A 19065-nucleotide genomic window follows, 5' to 3' on the forward strand; every position below is an offset into this window, starting at 1 on the left:
TTCTGATTTAATTAGAATTTATTCTAATCTGATTAGGACGCACTTTGTGTGGACTGATTTAATTAGAATTTATTCTAATCTGATTAGGACGCACTTTGTGTGGACTGATTTAATGAGAATACATTCTGATCTGGTTGATTTGCTCTTAAGCAAATTAATTTAATCGGAGCTTGCTTTGATAAATCTAATTGGAATACATTTCATTATATGTTAAAAATATGTAATGAAGATTTTACTAGCTATCTTATTTGCTTTCTCTATGAATATGAATGCAAAAAATAGCAATGATATATACAATAAATCAAATAGTAAAAATGAAATAGACAAAACAAGCGAAGAAGCCTTATGGCACAAAGCAAATCAATTATTCAAACAGTCAAATTATTCAAAAGCAGCAAAAATATTAATGCAAATAGAAGAGCTTTATCCATCTTCTTCAAGAATCAAAGATGTTCTTTTTCTTGCTTCAAAATCATTTCTTTTGTGCAAGCAATATAAAAAAGCAATTGAAGCAGCAGAATTATTGAAAGAGCTAGACGCGTCATACAAAGAACATTCAATAGATGATGTGTTAATTCAATCTTATTATGCTCTTTTGAGAAGTCCAGAACGAGAAAATCCAACATTAAGAATGACATTAGCTTTGGCTGATAAGCATCCAAAAAAATACCATAGAATCAGACAAAAATGCATAGATATATTAGCGTATGCAGATCTAAAAACAGGATTGTTATATGCAAAGAAAGATAATTATATAATATCCTTAAAATATTATGGAAATATAATTAGAGAATATAAAGAAAGCGCATTTACCAGCGAAGCATATTTTAGATGCGTAGAAATTTTCCATCATTTAGGCTTAACAAAAGACAAAAACCAATGCATAAAAATACTTGCTATTAAATATTCAAAATCTGAATGGTATCAAAAAGCAATTGGACTAAAAGATGGTGGCAGCAAATGCGAAAAAATTATGTCTAATAATATTAAAAACAATTCTCAATCAACTATAAATGAAACTGAAAAGTCATATAATGTTTATATGAAAGATAGAAAAGATGAGAAAAAGATGAAAGAAAAAGAGGCGCAAAAATACAAACCAAGAAAAACCAAAAAAAATCAAGAAATTAAAATATGAGCAAAGAATTATTAGAAGAATGGAAAGAAATAGCTAAAAAAATCAAAAAATATGATAAAAAATATGCGCATGGAATTCCTCTTATATCAGATTTTTCTTACGATGCTCTTAAACAACGATTAGAAGATATAGAAAAAATTATAGGAAAACAGCGAAATAGCCCTTTAAATACAATTGGAGAAGTTGAGGAAAAAACAGTAGATCATGCAACCCCTATGCTTTCTCTTGATCATGGATATGGAGCAAATTCTATATCTGATTTTTATAAGAAGATTTATAACGCAACAAAATCTACTTATGAGAAAGCTGTTCCTAAAATGATTATAGAGCATAAAATTGACGGTGTAGCAGTATCTATTAGATATGAAAATGGAGCAATAAAATATGTTCTCACAAGAGGGGATGGATTCGCAGGAATTGACATAACCAAACAATCAAAATATATAAAAGGAATCCCACAAAATATTTCATTAAAAGATTTTGATATTAGAGGTGAAATATACATGACATTCGAAGATTTCGACAAAACTCAAGGATTTAAAAGCCCACGTAATGCAACTACTGGAATAATCAGAAGCAAAGAAATGGATTTTATAGCATCACATAATCTGCAATTCATTGCACATGGATTTGTAAACAAAGGAAACTTTGAACAATATTCTGAAGGAATAGAATTTATCAAAAATGCTGGATTTCAAATATCTGATTATCATATAAGTAAATCTGAGCAAGAATCAATAGAAATTTTTGAAAAATTTGATCGCGATAGCGTTCCCTATCCTATTGATGGAATGGTATTTAAAATCAATGATTTAAATTTATGCGAACAATTGGGTCATCATAGAACCGCTCCAAGATATGCATTTGCAGCTAAATTTCCTCCAAAAAATACAAAGACTTTCATTAAAAATATCGAATTTCAGGTTGGTAAGTTTGGAACAATTACTCCAGTTGCAGAAGTAAATTCAATAGAAATAGATGGAGTTATGATTCAAAAAGTATCCATGCATAACATGGCTGAATTGCAAAACAAGAAATACAATATAGGAGATGAGATTATAATTGCTAGAGCTGGAGATGTAATACCTTATATACTTTCAAAAGAGAGCTCAGGCGAAAAATCTTTTGAACTTCCAAATCAATGCCCTGTTTGTAATTTTAAATTAATTTGGGATAGCGTTACAATGAGATGCACAAATGGGTGGAATTGTAATGCGCAAGCTTTATTGAGGATTGAGCATTTTGTATCAAGAAAAGCAATGAATATTAGTGGTTTAGGAGCGAAAAATATCGAGAAATTATTCAATGCTGATATTGTAAAAAAGCCAAATGATATATTTAATATAATAAATTTAGTGCTTAACAATGATGAGGTAATCAAAAAATTACTTGGTACAAAAGTTGCGCAAAACACATTTGAAAGCATTCAGAAAAATAAAAAATTATCTCTAAGTAGATTTATATATTGCTTGTGCATTCCTAATATTGGACATGGAATGGCTAAGACCATAGCAACTCATTGCATAACATTTGATAATTTTATAAATATATTTCAATCAGATCAAATAGAAATCAAAGGTGTTGGTCCTATGATTATTGAATCTATCAAGAAATTTATTTCTGAAGAAAAATGGATCTATGATGCGTATCAAAAAATTGAAATTATATAAATCCATTAAAATAAAATAATAAAATATAAATTCACAATGAATATTCAAATGAATAAGAATAGAGGTTGTGTAAATCCATTAAAATAATGGATAAAAATTATATAAATATTAAAATAAATTATTTAAATGAGAGCAATCAATATTATCGAAATCATCAAATTGTATTGCAAATCATGATCTTCATTGTAATAAATTAAATGTATTTATGTTTAGAAATTATGTTGAAAAAATAATAATTTATCAATTGATAAATATTACTTTCCTCCAGTTACAGTTGACTCTTTAACATTGTATTTAAATTCAAATACTCCGTCAGAAGCTCCATCATCTTTAATTTTGCTAAACTTAACTGCCCTGCTATCAAATGCAAATCTCATAAAGTAAAATGCACCCAATTGACTTGCAACATAAACAACATTGCACATCCCATAAGTTAAAGTAAGTAATTTTTGTCTTTCATTTTTAACTAAAACAGTTTTTACAAGCTCAATCTTTGTTATAGGATCAGATGACAATCCTTTTTGTTGCAATTCAAAGGCAAAAATACTTTCAGGAATGTAAATTTCTACAAAACCAGAGTTGATTGTTCCTCCAACTGAAGCGCTGTTTTGTCTACTATCCTTCCTAATATTGTTACGAAAAGATTCTGAAAATTTCTTAACAGTAGCAAATTTCTCGAATCCTTTTACAGATCCTTTAGCATTTAAACCATCAGCAGAGACAAATAAATCAGAACCCGAGGTTTGCTTATCATCTATCTCTATATTTAATTCTTCTGTATTTAGAATTGTGTAATCTTGTTCAGTGCTCATGATTAACCTTCCTGTCCTGGTAGACTAGCTACCAATCTCAATGAAACTTCTAGTTCTTCCAACTGGAAATGAGGTTTCAAAAATATTACTGCCTTGTATGCGCCTGGATTTTCTTCATCAGCCACAACTTCAATATCAGCTTCTCTCAATGGATATTTTGCTTTTACATCTTGATCACCTTGATCTGATAAGAAAACGTAACGTGCAATCCAATTATTCAAATACAACTGAATGTCATCTTTGGATTCAAAAGATCCAATTTTATCTCTCATCAACATTTTAATGTAATGAGCAAATCTAGAAACATTCAACATATATGTTAATCTAGCAGATAGCGCAGCATTTGATGTTGCTGAAGGAAGATCATACTCCTTAGGCCTTTGCGTACTTTGCGCACTGAAGAACACAGCTTTATCCGTGCCTTTATTGTGGCATAGAGAAATAAATCCAAGATCACTTAATTCTTTTTCTCTTCTATCTGTAATCATAACTTCTGTAGGACATTTCAATGCAATATCACCATATGAAGTTTTGAATGTGTAAGCTGGTAGATCTTCAACCAATCCACCACCTTCAATACCACGAATAGCAGCTGTCCAACCATATTTTGAATATGCAGTTGTGATTCTTAATGCCATTGCGAATGCGGGGTTTCCCCAACAGAATTTAGAGTTATCCATTCCATCAACTGATTCATTGTAATCAAATTCTTTGACAGGAATAGTATTTTGACCATAAGGCAATCTAACCAAAACTCTTGGTAAAAACAAGTTTATGTATCTAGAGTCTTCTGTGTCTCTAAAGCTATTCCATGCAGCCAATTCAGAGCTTTCGAAAATTTTCTTCAAATCTCTTGGGACATGTAGTTCGTTATAAGATTTAAGATCAAACATATCTGGCGCTGCTGCTGCCAACAAAGGACAATGTGCTGCTGCTGCAACTTGGCTCAATTTTCTTACAAATGCAACATCAATTGGCTTTCTTCCGATATAAAAATCAGCAACTAAAGAAGAATATGGAGATCCACCTAAGGTTCCAAACTCTTCTTCATAAATTCTCTTAAATAATGTGCTTTGGTCAAACTCTGAAGCATTATCCAAATCACTCTGAACTTCATCTCTTGTTGCAGCAAACAATCTAATTTTCAAATTTTCTCCTGTTTCAGAATTCATAACAACGTAATGAACCCCTCTCCAAGATGCTTCTAATTTTTGAAATTCTACATTATGCAAAATTTCATCCAATTGCAATGAAATCTTCTCATCAATTTTTGTGATTACATCCATTATGTAAGGGTATAAACTAGTTTCCCCAGTAATTTCAGATGCATTTTTGCACAAAGAAGCGATCATTTTTCTATATCTAATCATAGACTCAGAATTCTTATCTGCATTCTTTTCATCAGCAGAACTATCTGTATATAATCCACTTTCTTTGATAATTTTATCCATCTCAGGGCATGATTTAGTTGAATCTTTTGATTCTGAAACCAATTTAGCAAGCAATCCTTTGTCAGCAACTGCTTTAGATAAAATATCATGTAAAATATTATTTGAATCTAATTTAGCTGATAAATCAATCAACATTTCATGATCTAACAATATTTCATTCAATTGAGGGATTCCCTTAACAATACTAATTGGATTAAAATCATCCATAGTTTCAAACATCAGCTCAAGAGCTAACATTTCACTAGAAGAGCCCTTCTTTTTATTAGATTTATCTTCTTTGACATCTAGAACATTATTAATAGAAATGTTCAGTTTAGGCTTAATTGATTGCATGACATGAGAAAAATTATCCCTGTCGATGTAAACAAATTTCCTTTCTTTAAAATTTACGCGATCCTCTTGATGACCATATAAATCAGAAATAACACCTAATACAAAAGGAAGCTCTTTAGATTGAACTGCTCCTCCTGTTTCGACGTCATAGGTTATACGGACTCTAGGAGGCCTAATTCTTAACAATAATTTTTGTATGCTTTGCTCCATTTACAAACCTCTCTCTACTTATTAAAGAGCAATATATTTAAGTTTTCGTCAAAATATTGTATAAAAAATGATAATTTAAATAAATTTATGTATAATATGAATCAAATAGCAATCAAATTAATTGTGAATACATGTTAAAACAATATAACAATTTATAGAAATAGAGAGCATTTTCAAACATTTAGAAATTCTACTTAATTATTTTATATTTCATTTATTTCTTTTTGGCTTAAAAAAGTCATAAAGCATGTTTTTACATTTATCTTCACAAACTCCCCCAATAATCTCAGATTCATGAGATATAGATCCATTGTTATAAGCGCCAAATATAACTCTTTTCATTCTAACTAAATTAATTGCGTTAATGCACATCTTGCATGGCTCTAAAGTGCAAAACATAATGCAATCACACAAAAATTTCACATCTAATTTTTTTACTGCTTCATTAATTGCTAAAATTTCAGCATGCAAAAGAGGATTTTTCAACTCTTCAACTTTATTGCAACTTGATGCCACAACTTTGCCTTCATGAATTATCACACAACCCACAGGAACTTCATCGTCATTATTTGCAGCATCAATAGCAAGGCTCATAAAATATTTATGATCAATAAAATTATTCATTTATATAAATAATAAATACTATTTCCATGATATCAAAGACCTAAAATGAACCTAAACGACATGGCGCATCACAATAACATGAAGCCAGAACAAACTTTGTAAGGAAAAATACTTTATCATCAAATCCTTTTGAAATATTTCCTGCTTGATAAAAATTCATAGAGTTGCTAGCATTTTCTAACTTATGCGCACAACTTCCTCGAACAGGCTTCTTTGACCCATCTCTGTTAAACCATCCTCCATTTAAGCCATGACTTATCAAAACAAATGCAATAGTGTCGCATACTTTATACTGAGAACAAGATATATCGCTCATATTTTTACTAACAGAATATGTGATATCGCTATTATAATAATCGCTAACTTTTTTTCTTGATGATGCGCTTCTCATGCGATCTCCAGCATATTTACTACTACCCCATATTTCGCCTTCTGAGTCATCATCATCATAAATGCTATGAAATACATCCATATAATGTGTTTTCTTAGCTTCTTTCAAAATATCAGATCCATTTCTATCAAAAACATGTGGAGACTTTTCAAAAAAACAAGACATATCAGATAATATTGCCAAATAATACCCTGTTCCATAATGATGCCTTGGAGGTGTATTAGCAAAATATTTTATTTTTCTTCTGAATACATTTATAACCATATTTTTTTCTTCTTTTCCATACAGTTTAGCCCCACAAATTCCGGTCATTTTTGCATAATTTCTATTTTTAAGACTTTCAAGATTATCTTTATCGTAATCATGACCTATGTAATTTCTTGACATGCCAATATGTTCGTATTCTTCCCTTTCTCCCATCATTATATTAACTGCATATGTAAAATAATTTCCATTTCCATCTTTCGCATCTTTCTCATCTAGCCCAAGAGTCAAAAAAGGAACTATTCCAAAAGCTTTATTACTCAACTTTCCATCTGTAGATTCATAGAAAAAAGAGGAAAGAGCCTCACTATTACTCAATTTAGAAGCTTGCTCTCCAAACTTACAATCGATCTCACCTGAACATGAATATCTTGATTTTATAATATGAGGAAAAGGCAAATACCCATTAGACATAGCGAAATTTGCTATAGCTTTATTGATTCTTTCAACATTGATTTGAGTAATTTTATCTCTTTGCATTTGCATCATAGAAAAAGTTAGCCTCATAAAAGAATGAGAGGCAATTCCCATAATTATAAGAGCGAAACTTATTTCTAACAAAGAAAATGCATGCATCTTTCCAATAGCAAGCAATTTTTTAACTTTAAGAAAAAGAAGTTTGAAAGAATCAATCAGAAATGCCATATAAATATAATAAAATACTAATTTAATTTCATCAATCGAATTACGACAAAAAAAATTTCTATTTTTAATTTCTATTATAATATTGGATTCGCAAAATATTTCAATTGAATTTATCGCTAAGTATTTTTTTTGCTAATTTATCATTTTTTATTAAATTTATCGCTAAATATTAAAATATTATTTTTCTTATCACTAAAATATTAGTTTATTTTGTTAAATTTTATTAAAATATTAAAAAAACATTAAATTATCTATTTTCATATACGATTTTTTTTTGTATCATTATTCCGTACTATTATTTAGTGTTCTTTTTGAAAGGGGAAAAAAATGAATAAAAAACTTTTATTTGCAACTTTAATTTCTTTGTCTAACCAAGCATTCGCAGGAAGCTTTGCTGGTTCATTCGGTTTGGGAGCAACAGCTCAAAAAACCACATTGGAAATTGAAAAAAATGGCAACGCATCTGAGTTCGAAAAAGACGGAAACAAGGGATACTTCGCAGGAAAAGCTCTAGTTTCATTGGGAATGAAAAAAGGATCTTCATTCTTTGGAGTAAAACTTTCAGCTTCATTGATGAGTGACAAGAAAAACTTAGAAGTAAAAATTGATGGTAAAGATGTTGAGACTATGAATTCAAAATCTAACTTCGCTGTTCATGTTGGTCCAGAATTCGGATACCAAGTAAACGATAAGTTTTCTGTGCACTCTGCTATTTTGCTTGCTTACAAACACATTGAAATCAATCAAAATGCATTAACTATTGAAAACGTTAAAGTTAGTGCAGCAAAAGCTGAAAAAGAATGCCAATACGGATTCGGTGCAACTGTTGCAGCTTTCTACAGCATCACCAAAATGTTCCAAGTTGGACTTGAAGGTGGAGCTGATTACATGATGAAGAAAGAAAATTCTTTCAAAACAAAAGTAGATGACAAAGATAAAGAAGTAAAGTTCGATGTTAAGAGCAACTTTGCTCCTCATGCATCAGTAATTGCTAAAATTTCTTTTGGCAAATAAATCGCAAAATTATCTTTTAGGTAACTTGCGCAACAAATACTACTACGACTAGTGTTTGTTCATTATGAGCAAATTAGTATTTCTGCATTCGCAGATTTACTGTTCAATTATTTCTTTTTTTAGTTTATTAATATTCATACTTAATACAGCAAAGAAATTCTTACGCAAAAATTTCTATAATTTCTTTCTATAATTTCTTTCTATAATTTCTTTCTATAATTTCTTTCTATAATTTCTTTCTATAATTTCTTTCTATAATTTCTTTCTATAATTTCTTTCTGTTATTTCTTTCTGTTATTTCTTTCTGTTATTTCTTTCTGTTATTTCTTTCTGTTATTTCTTTCTGTTATTTCTTTCTGTTATTTCTTTCTGTTATTTCTATTGTAAATTTTATGCATGAAATAACGTGCAACATAAATCCAAGAATTAAACAGATCTCTAGAAAATCTCAAATACATAATCATAGTGTTAGATTTTCTTGAACAGTATGTCTAATAAAATACCATGCAATATAGTCTTTATTTACTCTTAATCTCTATTGTTTGTTTTGTTAAAATATTAAAAAAGCATTAAATTATCTATTTTCATATACGATTTTTTTTTGTATCATTACTCTGTACTATTATTTAGTGTTCTTTTTGAAAGGGGAAAAAATGAATAAAAAACTTTTATTTGCAACTTTAATTTCTTTGTCTAACCAAGCATTCGCAGGAAGCTTTGCTGGTTCATTCGGTTTTGGAGCAACGGCTCAAAAAACCACATTGGAAGCTGGCATAAAAAACACTATATTTGCATTCAAAGAAGATGGAAACAAAGGGTATTTCGCAGGAAAAGCTCTAGTTTCATTGGGAATGAAAAAAGGATCTTCATTCTTTGGAGTAAAACTTTCAGCTTCATTGATGAGCGACAAGAAAAACCTCATTAATCATAATGCTAATGAAAAATTTATTAATTCAAAATCTAATTTTGCTGCTCATGTTGGCCCAGAATTCGGATATCAAATAAACAATAAGTTTTCTGTGTGTTATGCTATTTTGCTTGCTTATAAAAACATGAAAATCAAGAATAAAGAAATAAAAATTAAGAAAGAGTACCAATGTGGATTCGGTGCAACTGTTGCAGCTTTCTACAACATCACTAAAATATTCCAAATTGGACTTGAGCATGGAGTTGATTTCATGATGAAGAAAGAAAATGCTTTTGACAATCAATCAGACAAGAAGGTTAAAGAAGAAGCCAGTGTTAAGAGCAATTTTACTCCCCATGCATCAGTAATTGCTAAAATCTCTTTTGGCAAATAAATCGCATGCATCAAAATTATATGCATTTACTATAAAATATATATAATTTAAAATTCATTATGAACCCAATAGCATTTTCAATATTTTCTTTCGATATCACATGGTATGGAATTTCTTATTTTATATCTTTTGTTTCTATAAATCATTTTACAGTTAGGAAGTTATCAAGCAAATATCCAGAAAAACAAATAGAACAAATCATGTCATTTTCTTTCTTTGGAATGATAGTTGGAGGAAGGTTAGGCTATGTGATATTGTATGATTTTCAAAATTTACTTAATTTTAAGGAAATAATTGCAGTTTGGAATGGTGGAATGGCAGCTTATGGAGGGTTTATTGGAGGAATTACATTTTTATATATCAGGTCAAAAATTTTAAAAGTTAAAATAAATGATATTTTAAATGCAATTTCACTTTATATCCCTATCGCTCTTTTCTTTGGAAGGATAGCAAATCACATAAACAATGAAATACCAGGCAGAGAATTATTTGGAATGTATCATCATGTTATTTTATACAGCATTTTTCTTGAAGGAATGTTTCTGTTTATATTGATTAATTTTAAGAATTATTTCTCAATATTGCAAAAAATATCAGAAAGTAATTTATTTTTTATTTCCTATGGATCAATAAGAATCTTCCTTGATTTCTTTAGAGCAACAGAATCATCCATGTTTTATTATTTTACGTATGGACAATTATTTGGATCAATAATGATTGTTATAGGATTATTAAGATCGATTAAATTATGCACTTATCGATTAAATTGACAATCAAAGCTCTTAATAAATCATATAACTTGAACATCAAATCTTTAGAATATAAAATCATAGAATGATCAGAAGTGAAAAATTGATAAGATCTAGAATTTTCAACATATTGGGTGAATTCTGGATAAAATTCATTTACTAAGCTTGTTGCAATAACAAAAAACAAAAATGCCTTCACTGCTCCAAATGCAATTCCTAACATTCTATCTAAAATACTAACTCTGCTTTTTCTGATCCAAGAAGCTAGTTTGTGGCTAATCCCCAACAAAATATAACCAACTACAAAAAATAATAATAAAGGAGCTGCAAATAATAATGAGTAACGCGTAAATAAATTCTCGAATTTATTTTTATACGCACAAAATCTCACAGAATAAAACATTGGAATTGCAAAAGAAATTAATACAGAAATAGTTCTTAAAATCTCAGCGAAAAACCCTCTTGCAAAACCAGAAATTAAAAAATAAGATGAAATTAACAAAACAATTAAGTCAGCAGATTTGCAACATTCAAACATTATACACCATTAAACTAATCATACTTAATAGAGCTTAACATTAAGTGTAATTTTTATATATATTTTAAATACATATATTTAATTTATAAAATTAATCATTGTTCATAGTTGCTTGCTCTCTTATCCAAGCATGAACTTGGTTAATATGAGCAAATTTAAACACCTTCATATCATGAGATAATTCAGATCCTTTTGGAATGCAAGCTGAATTAAATCCTAACTTTTCTGCTTCTTTCAATCTTTGATCAACATGTGAGATAGGTCTTATTTCACCAGATAATCCAATTTCTCCAAATGCAATGCAATCATTAGGAATAGCAATCTTGTACCACGAAGAAAGCAAAGACATGGCAACAGCTAAATCTGAAGCAGGTTCTAATAATCTAATTCCTCCCACAATATTTAAATAAATATCTTTCCCAGAAACAATAATCTTACATTGATTTTCCAAAACAGCGCAAATCATAGCTAGTCTCTGAACATCCCACCCAACAACTGCTCTTCTTGGATTTTGCAAGTAAGAATTTGAGATTAATGATTGAATTTCTACTAATAACGGCCTACTTCCTTCAACTGCAGGGAAAATGCAAGATCCATGTATAACAGATCTATTTTTTAAGAATGATTTCGATGCATTATCAACAGGGATTAATCCCTTGTCTCTCATTTCAAATATTCCCATTGAGTTGGTAGCGCCAAATCTATTTTTAATTGATCTCAAAATTCTCAGAGAATCAGATCCTTCAAAATACAAAACAGTATCAACCATATGCTCTAGCACTTTTGGCCCTGCAATCATTCCATCTTTGTTGACATGACTAATAATTATCAAAGGAATATTTCTATTTTTTGCCCATTGAATTAATTTGTTTCCACAAATCCTAACCTGCGCAACACTTCCTGGAGTTGTTTCAGAATACCCATCATACATTGTTTGTATGGAATCTATCATAACAATTCCAGGATCAGTATTATCAAGAGTGTAAAGAATTTGCTCTAAATTTGTTCCATAAGCACATTTTAAATTTTTCAATTCAAGCTTTAATCTATTTGCACGAACTTTAATTTGCTCAATTGACTCTTCTCCAGAAACATAAACAACGCTTTTTTCTTTGAAAGCAGCGCTAATTTGCAACAGCAACGTAGATTTTCCAATTCCTGGATCTCCACCTATCAGAATCACAGAACCTAAAACAATTCCTCCGCCACAAACATAATCAAATTCAGAAATTTCGGTTTGAAATCTAGTTACCGGCTTTGAATCTCCAGTTAAAGATTGTAATTCTAATTGATTGACCGACCTGTTCTCGACAACATTTTCAATAATGCTATTCCAAGATCCACAGGCATCACATTTCCCTGTCCATTTTGCATAAAAAGCCTGACATTCTTTGCAGGCAAACTTAGCTGCTTTAGATTTACTCATTAAACAAATTATATATCATAAAGAAAAAATTATACATCATAAAAGAAGCATATTTGTCATTATATTTATTATTGGGGATAAACTTCCATTGCATCGCTCTTGATAATAATTTTTACATTATCAGGCAAGTCTGGCGTGCTTTCCAATGCATTTGAAATGTAAATTTTTACATTTGGCGCTTTTAATTTGTCAAGTCCATTCATTGTTTCAATTGGCCTATCTCTCAAATCAATAACTTCTACAATATCATTTGCAACAAAATCAATTTCTTTCATACTGATGTTCTGCGTTAATGTTATATATTTAATTTTCATTCCAAGCACAGCATCCAAATTATCATTACTGCAAAATCGAAAGTGATTCCAATTCTTTCAAATTACTTATCTCGTGAGCATTATATACATAGCAATTAGAGCTCAACTTTTTAAGACTTGAAAATCTTAAAATCTGATTAGCTTCAATATTTACATCCTCAGAATCCATATCAAGCTCTTGCAACCCTTCTGGCAATAAACCTAAGATATCTGTATCGTGTAACCCTTCATTAGCAAGATCTGAATATTTAAAATTAATGCTAGCAGAAGTAATTACACTGCTAAGCTTTTGAAGCGCATCTACTTGATCAAAATGCTCTTCAGTGGATACCATTCTGCTGCTGATATGAAACTTGTTGAATTTAAATTTTCCTATTTCATCGACCATGGCTATATAACATTTGTCTTCTAGGGAGGAATCAGCAACATGTGGAAGATGCGCATTAAACTCATCAACATTATAACAATTAAAATGTTTCATACAAAGCAAAAACAACAATTGATTTTTTTCTATTGATTTTCGCATAATATCATCATTAGGATTAAATTTATTCACATACTTCAAAAGATCTTCCATGTATGGATTATCATCTGTCAATCTAATATAATTTATATCTATAGCAATTTTTATATCATCCATTGAATTTCTATCTAAATCACCATGTATATTCTCAATATAATTTAAAAACTGTGTTGTGCTTTTCTCTACTAATTCAGAACCACTGATAAGAGCAAGCATGTCTATTCCTGTATTTTCTACATCAATATCATGCTCAAAGCATTTGTTATTATTTTTATATATAACATGCACATATGACAAAACTTCTAAAATACTATTGTTAAACTCTCCAATGCTTTGCATGTAATCGATTAATTTATAATCTGATTCACATTCAACATCTGATCCTACCGCATGCGTATTAATTAAAATCGCTGAGCAAAATATCATCTCTTTAAATAATTTTATAAATCTCATTTCAAATTAGTAACATAAATCCAAATGCTAATAAAGCCCTTACAGCATTTATAAAATTAAATATAATAACGCTAAATTAAACATAGTAACTCTATAATATTTAATAAAATTAGATGAAATAAATTAACACCAAACTAAAATTAACAAAAAAACCTTGCAGTATTTGCAAATTAGATATAATAGATAAATTAAAAATATAGTTCAAATAATATTTATAAAATTATATATAACAACTAATATGTAAATTAAAATTACAAAACCCTTACAATACTTATAAATTAAATACAGCAACTCTAAATTAAATAGCAATTCTACAACATTTAGCAAAATTAGATGCAATAAATTAACAGCATAAATTAAAATTACAAAACCCTTGCAATACTTATAAATTAAATACAGCAACTCTAAATTAAATAGCAATTCTACAACATTTAGTTATTAAATAAAAAAATAAGCTAATAAAAAATTGATAATGCAAATCCAGATATGAGAAAGCTTTGGCAATATTCCATAAAATCAAACATAGCAAAGCCTTAATAATATTCAATAAAATTAAATTGCAAAAGCAAATTCATAATTGAATAATTCGTAAATAATTTCATAATTATAATTCTTAAAATGTAAATTCCCAGACAGAAAGTCTAGAGAATAATATGCAAATGCATAACAATCGACCAGAAAAGCGATCGATCAAAAATCAACAAAATTAAGTTGAAAAGTCAACAAAGTCAACAAAGTCAACAAAGTCAACAAAGTCAAAAATTAAAAAACTTAAACGTATTTTTTAATTATTGCAACTCTGTTTTTCTTTGGATGACCTTTGCCTGCAGGAAGTTTTTCTTCTCCGAAAGCTTTGCATTCAATTCTTGATTCTGAAATTCCATGATCAGATAAGTAGCTTTGAACTGACTTAGCTCTTCTCATAGACAATCTTTTATTGTATGCAGATTTTCCAACTGCGCTTGCGTGACCCGCTACACAAATAGATGAATTTGGATTCTTTTTCATCCAAACAATCAAAGCGTCTAATTCGCATCTAGATTTATCATCTAACATGCATGAATCATGAGCGAAACAAACTGCAAAGCAACCTGCTTCTCTCTTTATGCTGGAATTAACTTCCTTGGCACTTCTGTTGCAACTTTGCTTCTCACAACCAGATAGTAAAAAAGCAGATAAAATAACACTAAAAGCTACAAATGATTTCATAACATCCTCCTATATTTATAATGAGCATACAAAAGACCAGTAAATATCTTATTAATGAATGCCTTACAAGAAAATATTATACAAAATTACTATATAAATCAATAAAATAATCATATTTTTTAAATATTACAAACAATCTCGGATAAATGTCATAAATAACACTAGGCATAGAAATCAAATAAACAAATTATCACTTTCACATAATGTATTTATCATTTACAATATCTCTTAAGGAATCTAAATATGAATACGCCAAGAAATATATCAAAAAACGTTGAGTTAGCTCCAAGAAGCGATGAATTAATCGAGAGTTTATTTCAACTTGCTAGTGAAAAAAATTTAAATACCACTCTATTATTTGAAATTGTTGAAGATTCTATAAGAGAGGTTCTCGCAAGAACTAAGGGAGATATACCTATAGATGTCAAAATTGATATTGATAACAAAACTATATGTATTTATGCAATCAAAACCATAGTTGAAGATGAACCTCAAGACATATACGAGATCTCTTTAGAAGAAGCGTTAAAAAGCGATCCAGATGCAGAAATTGATGGTCAAGCTAGAGAATTAATTGGAACTGGATTTTCATCTATGCCTTTCATGAGGACATCTATTAATGCTGTAAGAAAATTACTGCAAGAAAAAATTATGATTTTGGAAAAGGAAGCAGAATTCGATACATTTTCTGAGAAAAAAAATACCATGATATCTGCAAGGGTAAAAAGCATATCATTTGGAAATATAATCTTAGATATAAAGGGAGGAGAAGGATATATGCATTCTTCTGAAATCATTCCTGGAGAAACATTTAAGATTAATCAAGAAATCAAAGCTTATATATATCAAGTAGAAGAAAATCAAAAAGGACCTCAGGTCATGTTATCAAGAAAGCACCCAGGAATGCTTGAATATTTGTTTGATGAAAATGTTCCCGAAATTGGAGATAAGATATCCATAAGAGCAATTGCAAGAGAAGCTGGAAGTAAGTCAAAAGTTGCTGTGACTTCTGAAGATCCTGATATAGATCCAATTGGATCATGCATAGGAAAGAATGGAGACAGAATCAAAGCTGTAATGAGAGAGTTAAGCAATGAAAAAATAGATATAATTAATTGGTCTGATGATCTTATAACTCTAGTTATAAATGCTATATATCCTGCTGAAATTGTTAAAGTTGTTGTTAAAGATGAAAATGATATAGAACTAGTAATAAAAGATGATAATATGCATATCGCAATCGGAAGAGATGGTCAAAATGTTAGATTGGCTAGAAAATTAACTAAATGCAAAATAAAAATATCATCAGAAACAGAATATAAAGCAGAAGAATTAAGAATCGCGAATAAAGCTAGAGAAGAATTTAAAGAAATTGGAATGAACGATGATGATATAGAATTGTTTATTGAAAATGGAATTCTATCATGTAACGCTATAGTGGAAAATAATCCAGATGAAATAAAAGAAATTGAAGGAATTTCTTTGAATAATGAAGAAATGGAAGATTTAATACACAAAGCAAATGAAAAATGCATTGCTAATTATACAAAAATTGCAACTGAATTGGAGAGTAAAATTGACTCCCCAGATGATAGAATCACTATTGAAGAAATAGCCTCTCTTGCTCAAAATGGAATACTTACTAATGAAGATGTTGCTTATATGGACACATATGACATGATAGATATTATAGGTAATAAATTTAGCAAGTATGATGTAGATGAAATCATAATGAATTTCAGAAAAGATTTAGGAATAATTGACGAATACTTCAGAGAAGATGAAGGATCTGATGATAAATCTGACGAAAATACATCAGAAGATGGATCTTATGATGAAGATGGTAATTTTATCAGCTCCGCAGAGAAGTCAGAAGAAGGCAGATCAAATGAGCCTGATTCATTTGATGAAAATGAGTCATCTGATGAAGAAAAAACTGAAAATTCTCCATTAAATGAAGAGAAATCTGATGAACATAAAAATCCATCTGAAAATCCATCTTTAGACAATTAGAATCTTTATTTTATTAAAATCCTAATTCTAAAAAATTAAATTGTATTTTAAATCATATATTTAAATTTAATTAATTCTGATTTGCTATCGATTGCAAGATCTAATATAATCAATATATGAATATACTTAAATCAACTTTAACTTCATTTGTATTGTCATCAGGCTGCTCACATGCAGTAAGTAATTTTCAATTCAAGGAATTTGACCACAATGCAATATGCGTACTTTCATGTACTTACAAAATTGTGCAGGATAAAAAACTTAAACATATTACTATAACTGAAGATATTGATATGGAAGATATTGATATGGAAGGCGATAAAGACAGTCTTATTAAATATATCAGCACAATATCTGAAACAGAACTAACAGAACAAAGTGGTTTATCAGAAATAAAAGATGCGCTTATGCTAAGTGCTAGCTCAATTGAAGATGCATATATTAGAGAGCTTGCAGAAGAGTTATGCGTTCTCCAAGCATCAAATGAAACAGAAAGACATCACAGACATTTAAGTCCATTAATACCCAAATCTGCCAATCAATTGATCTATTTGTCATGTATGGATTATTGTTCAGATTACAATGAAGATTTAACTTATCATATCAAAAATGCCTTATTTTATTTAGGATCAATTGCCAGTATATTATATAGCACACACGATGTTATGCATGGAATAGGGCAAGATTTCTTAAAAATAATAGCTCAAAATTCTTTAAAATTAATAAGTAGATGTAGTTTTGAAAATTCAAGAATAGTGATAAGTGATATTGGCGCAAGCTTTAATGAAATGGAGCGAATTATTGACAATTTCTCATCAGTCAATAATGCAGCTGTGTCTTTGCGCAAAGAAAGCATTGACTTGGCATTAGCCAAGATTCCAAACGCAAGCACTCTAATATTTTACAACTGCATTGATGTGCTAGCAAATACTCAATTAAATGATTTACAAGAATTAATAATGGATAATGTAGATTCATTCGAAATAGATGCTATAAAAATTCCTAATGTAAAAACATTGCGTATAGAGAAAAATATGCGCCATCAATTTAAAGATGCGCCCAATTTATGCATACCAAGCTTTGTTTGGGATCTTGCAAATCTAGAGAATTTAGAAGACAGATCTGGCATAATAAGAACAACAAACATTTCAAAAGACAATGGATTAAAATCACTTCTATTAAGCTCTGTGTCAGAAATTAAAGGATTAAACAATCTAAAATCATTAGAAAAATTCAGCTTTAGAAGCGCTAGTGAAATCACATTAGGAGAAGATATAAAATCAGATTCTGTAAAGGATTTATGCATATTTATACAAGAAAGCATAACAAATCTAGATGAAATTCTTACATACTTTCCTAATTTAGAAAAACTAACCATGCGTTATGAATCAGTTCGTAATGAAGATATGGCTAATTACACGTCTAGAATTTTAAATGAAAAAGGCATATCAGCTGATTGTAAACAGGGATATAGCTTATAATTGCTGCGCCATATTTATACAGCACAATAAAAAAGCCTAACAAGTTGTAATTCTATTATCAATTCAAAAATCTTCAAATTATTATAAAGCTAAATTTCTCTCTTTAAGCTCAAAGATATTTGAGTTCAAGAATCTTCAAATTAATATTTTCTATACAGCTTCAAAAGTATCTTAGTTATTTGTCAGGCATACTTTTTATAATAACAAAATTCAAGACAAAATCCCTTTAATTGATAAAATCTGCAACATGAGCAAATGAAACAAATTATATTTCATAAGATTTTGCACATTGGGTAAAAAGCATCTTCATAAATATTTCTAAAAAGCTATTGCCTACATGCATTTCAAATCAGTTTCTATAGGGCTGATCAATTATACAAAACAATTGAAACGGTATTATGAATCTTTTTCTAATGACTTTTTATTAATATAAATTATTTATATTATTTCAACTTTAAGCATTTGCATGCAATTAGTCTTAAATCTTTCATCTAATATTTCTGATA

At 29.3% G+C, this 19065-nt stretch carries 16 protein-coding genes; 7 read left to right on the forward strand and 9 right to left on the reverse strand.

Translation table 11 applies throughout. The features are described from left to right. Positions 1-223 precede the first annotated feature (223 nt). Positions 224-1138 carry an outer membrane protein assembly factor BamD gene (locus tag FZC35_RS01670; protein ID WP_148980925.1) on the forward strand — a complete coding sequence of 305 codons (915 nt, stop codon included), beginning with the start codon at positions 224-226 and terminating at the stop codon, positions 1136-1138. Further along, positions 1135-2808 carry an NAD-dependent DNA ligase LigA gene (gene ligA, locus FZC35_RS01675; RefSeq protein WP_148980926.1) on the forward strand — a complete coding sequence of 558 codons (1674 nt, stop codon included), beginning with the start codon at positions 1135-1137 and terminating at the stop codon, positions 2806-2808. Before FZC35_RS01670 ends, ligA begins: the two co-directional genes overlap by 4 nt. Positions 2809-3062: 254 nt before the next feature. On the opposite strand, the gene FZC35_RS01680 is transcribed toward ligA, so the two are convergent. From FZC35_RS01680 to FZC35_RS01695, 4 genes are all read right to left on the reverse strand, one after another. Next, on the reverse strand, positions 3063-3620 hold the full coding sequence (locus FZC35_RS01680) for a hypothetical protein (RefSeq protein WP_148980927.1): 558 nt from the start codon (positions 3618-3620) through the stop codon (positions 3063-3065). A 2-nt stretch (positions 3621-3622) separates the two neighbouring features. Then, the gene (tssC, locus tag FZC35_RS01685) at positions 3623-5614 is read right to left on the reverse strand and encodes a type VI secretion system contractile sheath large subunit (protein WP_148980928.1); all 1992 of its coding nucleotides are present in this window, start codon (positions 5612-5614) and stop codon (positions 3623-3625) included. A 210-nt stretch (positions 5615-5824) separates the two neighbouring features. Next, the gene (locus FZC35_RS01690) at positions 5825-6238 is read right to left on the reverse strand and encodes a nucleoside deaminase (RefSeq protein ID WP_148980929.1); all 414 of its coding nucleotides are present in this window, start codon (positions 6236-6238) and stop codon (positions 5825-5827) included. Positions 6239-6278: 40 nt separating this feature from the next. Further along, positions 6279-7538: a type II secretion system protein gene (locus FZC35_RS01695; RefSeq protein ID WP_148980930.1), complete on the reverse strand. Its 1260-nt coding sequence runs from the start codon at positions 7536-7538 to the stop codon at positions 6279-6281. A 327-nt stretch (positions 7539-7865) separates the two neighbouring features. Here FZC35_RS01695 and FZC35_RS01700 point away from each other — a divergent pair, with 327 nt between their 5' ends. From FZC35_RS01700 to FZC35_RS01710, 3 genes are all read left to right on the forward strand, one after another. Continuing rightward, positions 7866-8552: a hypothetical protein gene (locus FZC35_RS01700; protein ID WP_148980931.1), complete on the forward strand. Its 687-nt coding sequence runs from the start codon at positions 7866-7868 to the stop codon at positions 8550-8552. Positions 8553-9205: 653 nt separating this feature from the next. Further along, complete coding sequence (locus FZC35_RS01705; RefSeq protein WP_148980932.1) at positions 9206-9853, forward strand: hypothetical protein; 648 nt, start codon at positions 9206-9208, stop codon at positions 9851-9853. 59 nt (positions 9854-9912) lie between these two features. Then, entirely contained in the window at positions 9913-10623 is a 711-nt protein-coding gene (locus tag FZC35_RS01710; RefSeq protein WP_148980933.1) for a prolipoprotein diacylglyceryl transferase, read from the forward strand. Here FZC35_RS01710 and FZC35_RS01715 read toward each other — a convergent pair. The 5 genes from FZC35_RS01715 to FZC35_RS01735 form a co-directional block, all read right to left on the reverse strand. Continuing rightward, the gene (locus tag FZC35_RS01715) at positions 10595-11140 is read right to left on the reverse strand and encodes a CvpA family protein (RefSeq protein ID WP_148980934.1); all 546 of its coding nucleotides are present in this window, start codon (positions 11138-11140) and stop codon (positions 10595-10597) included. The two genes, FZC35_RS01710 and FZC35_RS01715, sit on opposite strands and share 29 nt — an antisense overlap. 91 nt (positions 11141-11231) lie before the next feature. Further along, entirely contained in the window at positions 11232-12566 is a 1335-nt protein-coding gene (gene radA / locus FZC35_RS01720) for a DNA repair protein RadA (protein ID WP_148980935.1), read from the reverse strand. Between the two features lie 68 nt (positions 12567-12634). Further along, a complete protein-coding gene (locus FZC35_RS01725; RefSeq protein ID WP_216362638.1) occupies positions 12635-12880 on the reverse strand; it encodes a hypothetical protein in 246 nt (81 codons plus the stop codon). A gap of 25 nt (positions 12881-12905) precedes the next feature. Next, on the reverse strand, positions 12906-13856 hold the full coding sequence (locus tag FZC35_RS01730) for a hypothetical protein (protein WP_148980937.1): 951 nt from the start codon (positions 13854-13856) through the stop codon (positions 12906-12908). A 771-nt stretch (positions 13857-14627) separates the two neighbouring features. Beyond that, a complete protein-coding gene (locus FZC35_RS01735; protein WP_148980938.1) occupies positions 14628-15065 on the reverse strand; it encodes an OmpA family protein in 438 nt (145 codons plus the stop codon). A gap of 243 nt (positions 15066-15308) precedes the next feature. Between FZC35_RS01735 and nusA the strand changes: the two genes are divergently transcribed. Both nusA and FZC35_RS01745 read left to right on the forward strand, forming a co-directional pair. Then, positions 15309-17078, forward strand: coding sequence for a transcription termination factor NusA (nusA, locus tag FZC35_RS01740; RefSeq protein ID WP_148980939.1), 1770 nt, complete (start codon positions 15309-15311; stop codon positions 17076-17078). A gap of 116 nt (positions 17079-17194) precedes the next feature. Continuing rightward, positions 17195-18559: a hypothetical protein gene (locus tag FZC35_RS01745; protein ID WP_148980940.1), complete on the forward strand. Its 1365-nt coding sequence runs from the start codon at positions 17195-17197 to the stop codon at positions 18557-18559. Positions 18560-19065 lie beyond the last annotated feature (506 nt).

Origin of the sequence: Candidatus Cytomitobacter indipagum (assembly GCF_008189285.1) — a bacterium.
In the GTDB taxonomy this organism is placed as follows: domain Bacteria; phylum Pseudomonadota; class Alphaproteobacteria; order CAJXXZ01; family 1604HC; genus Cytomitobacter; species Cytomitobacter indipagum.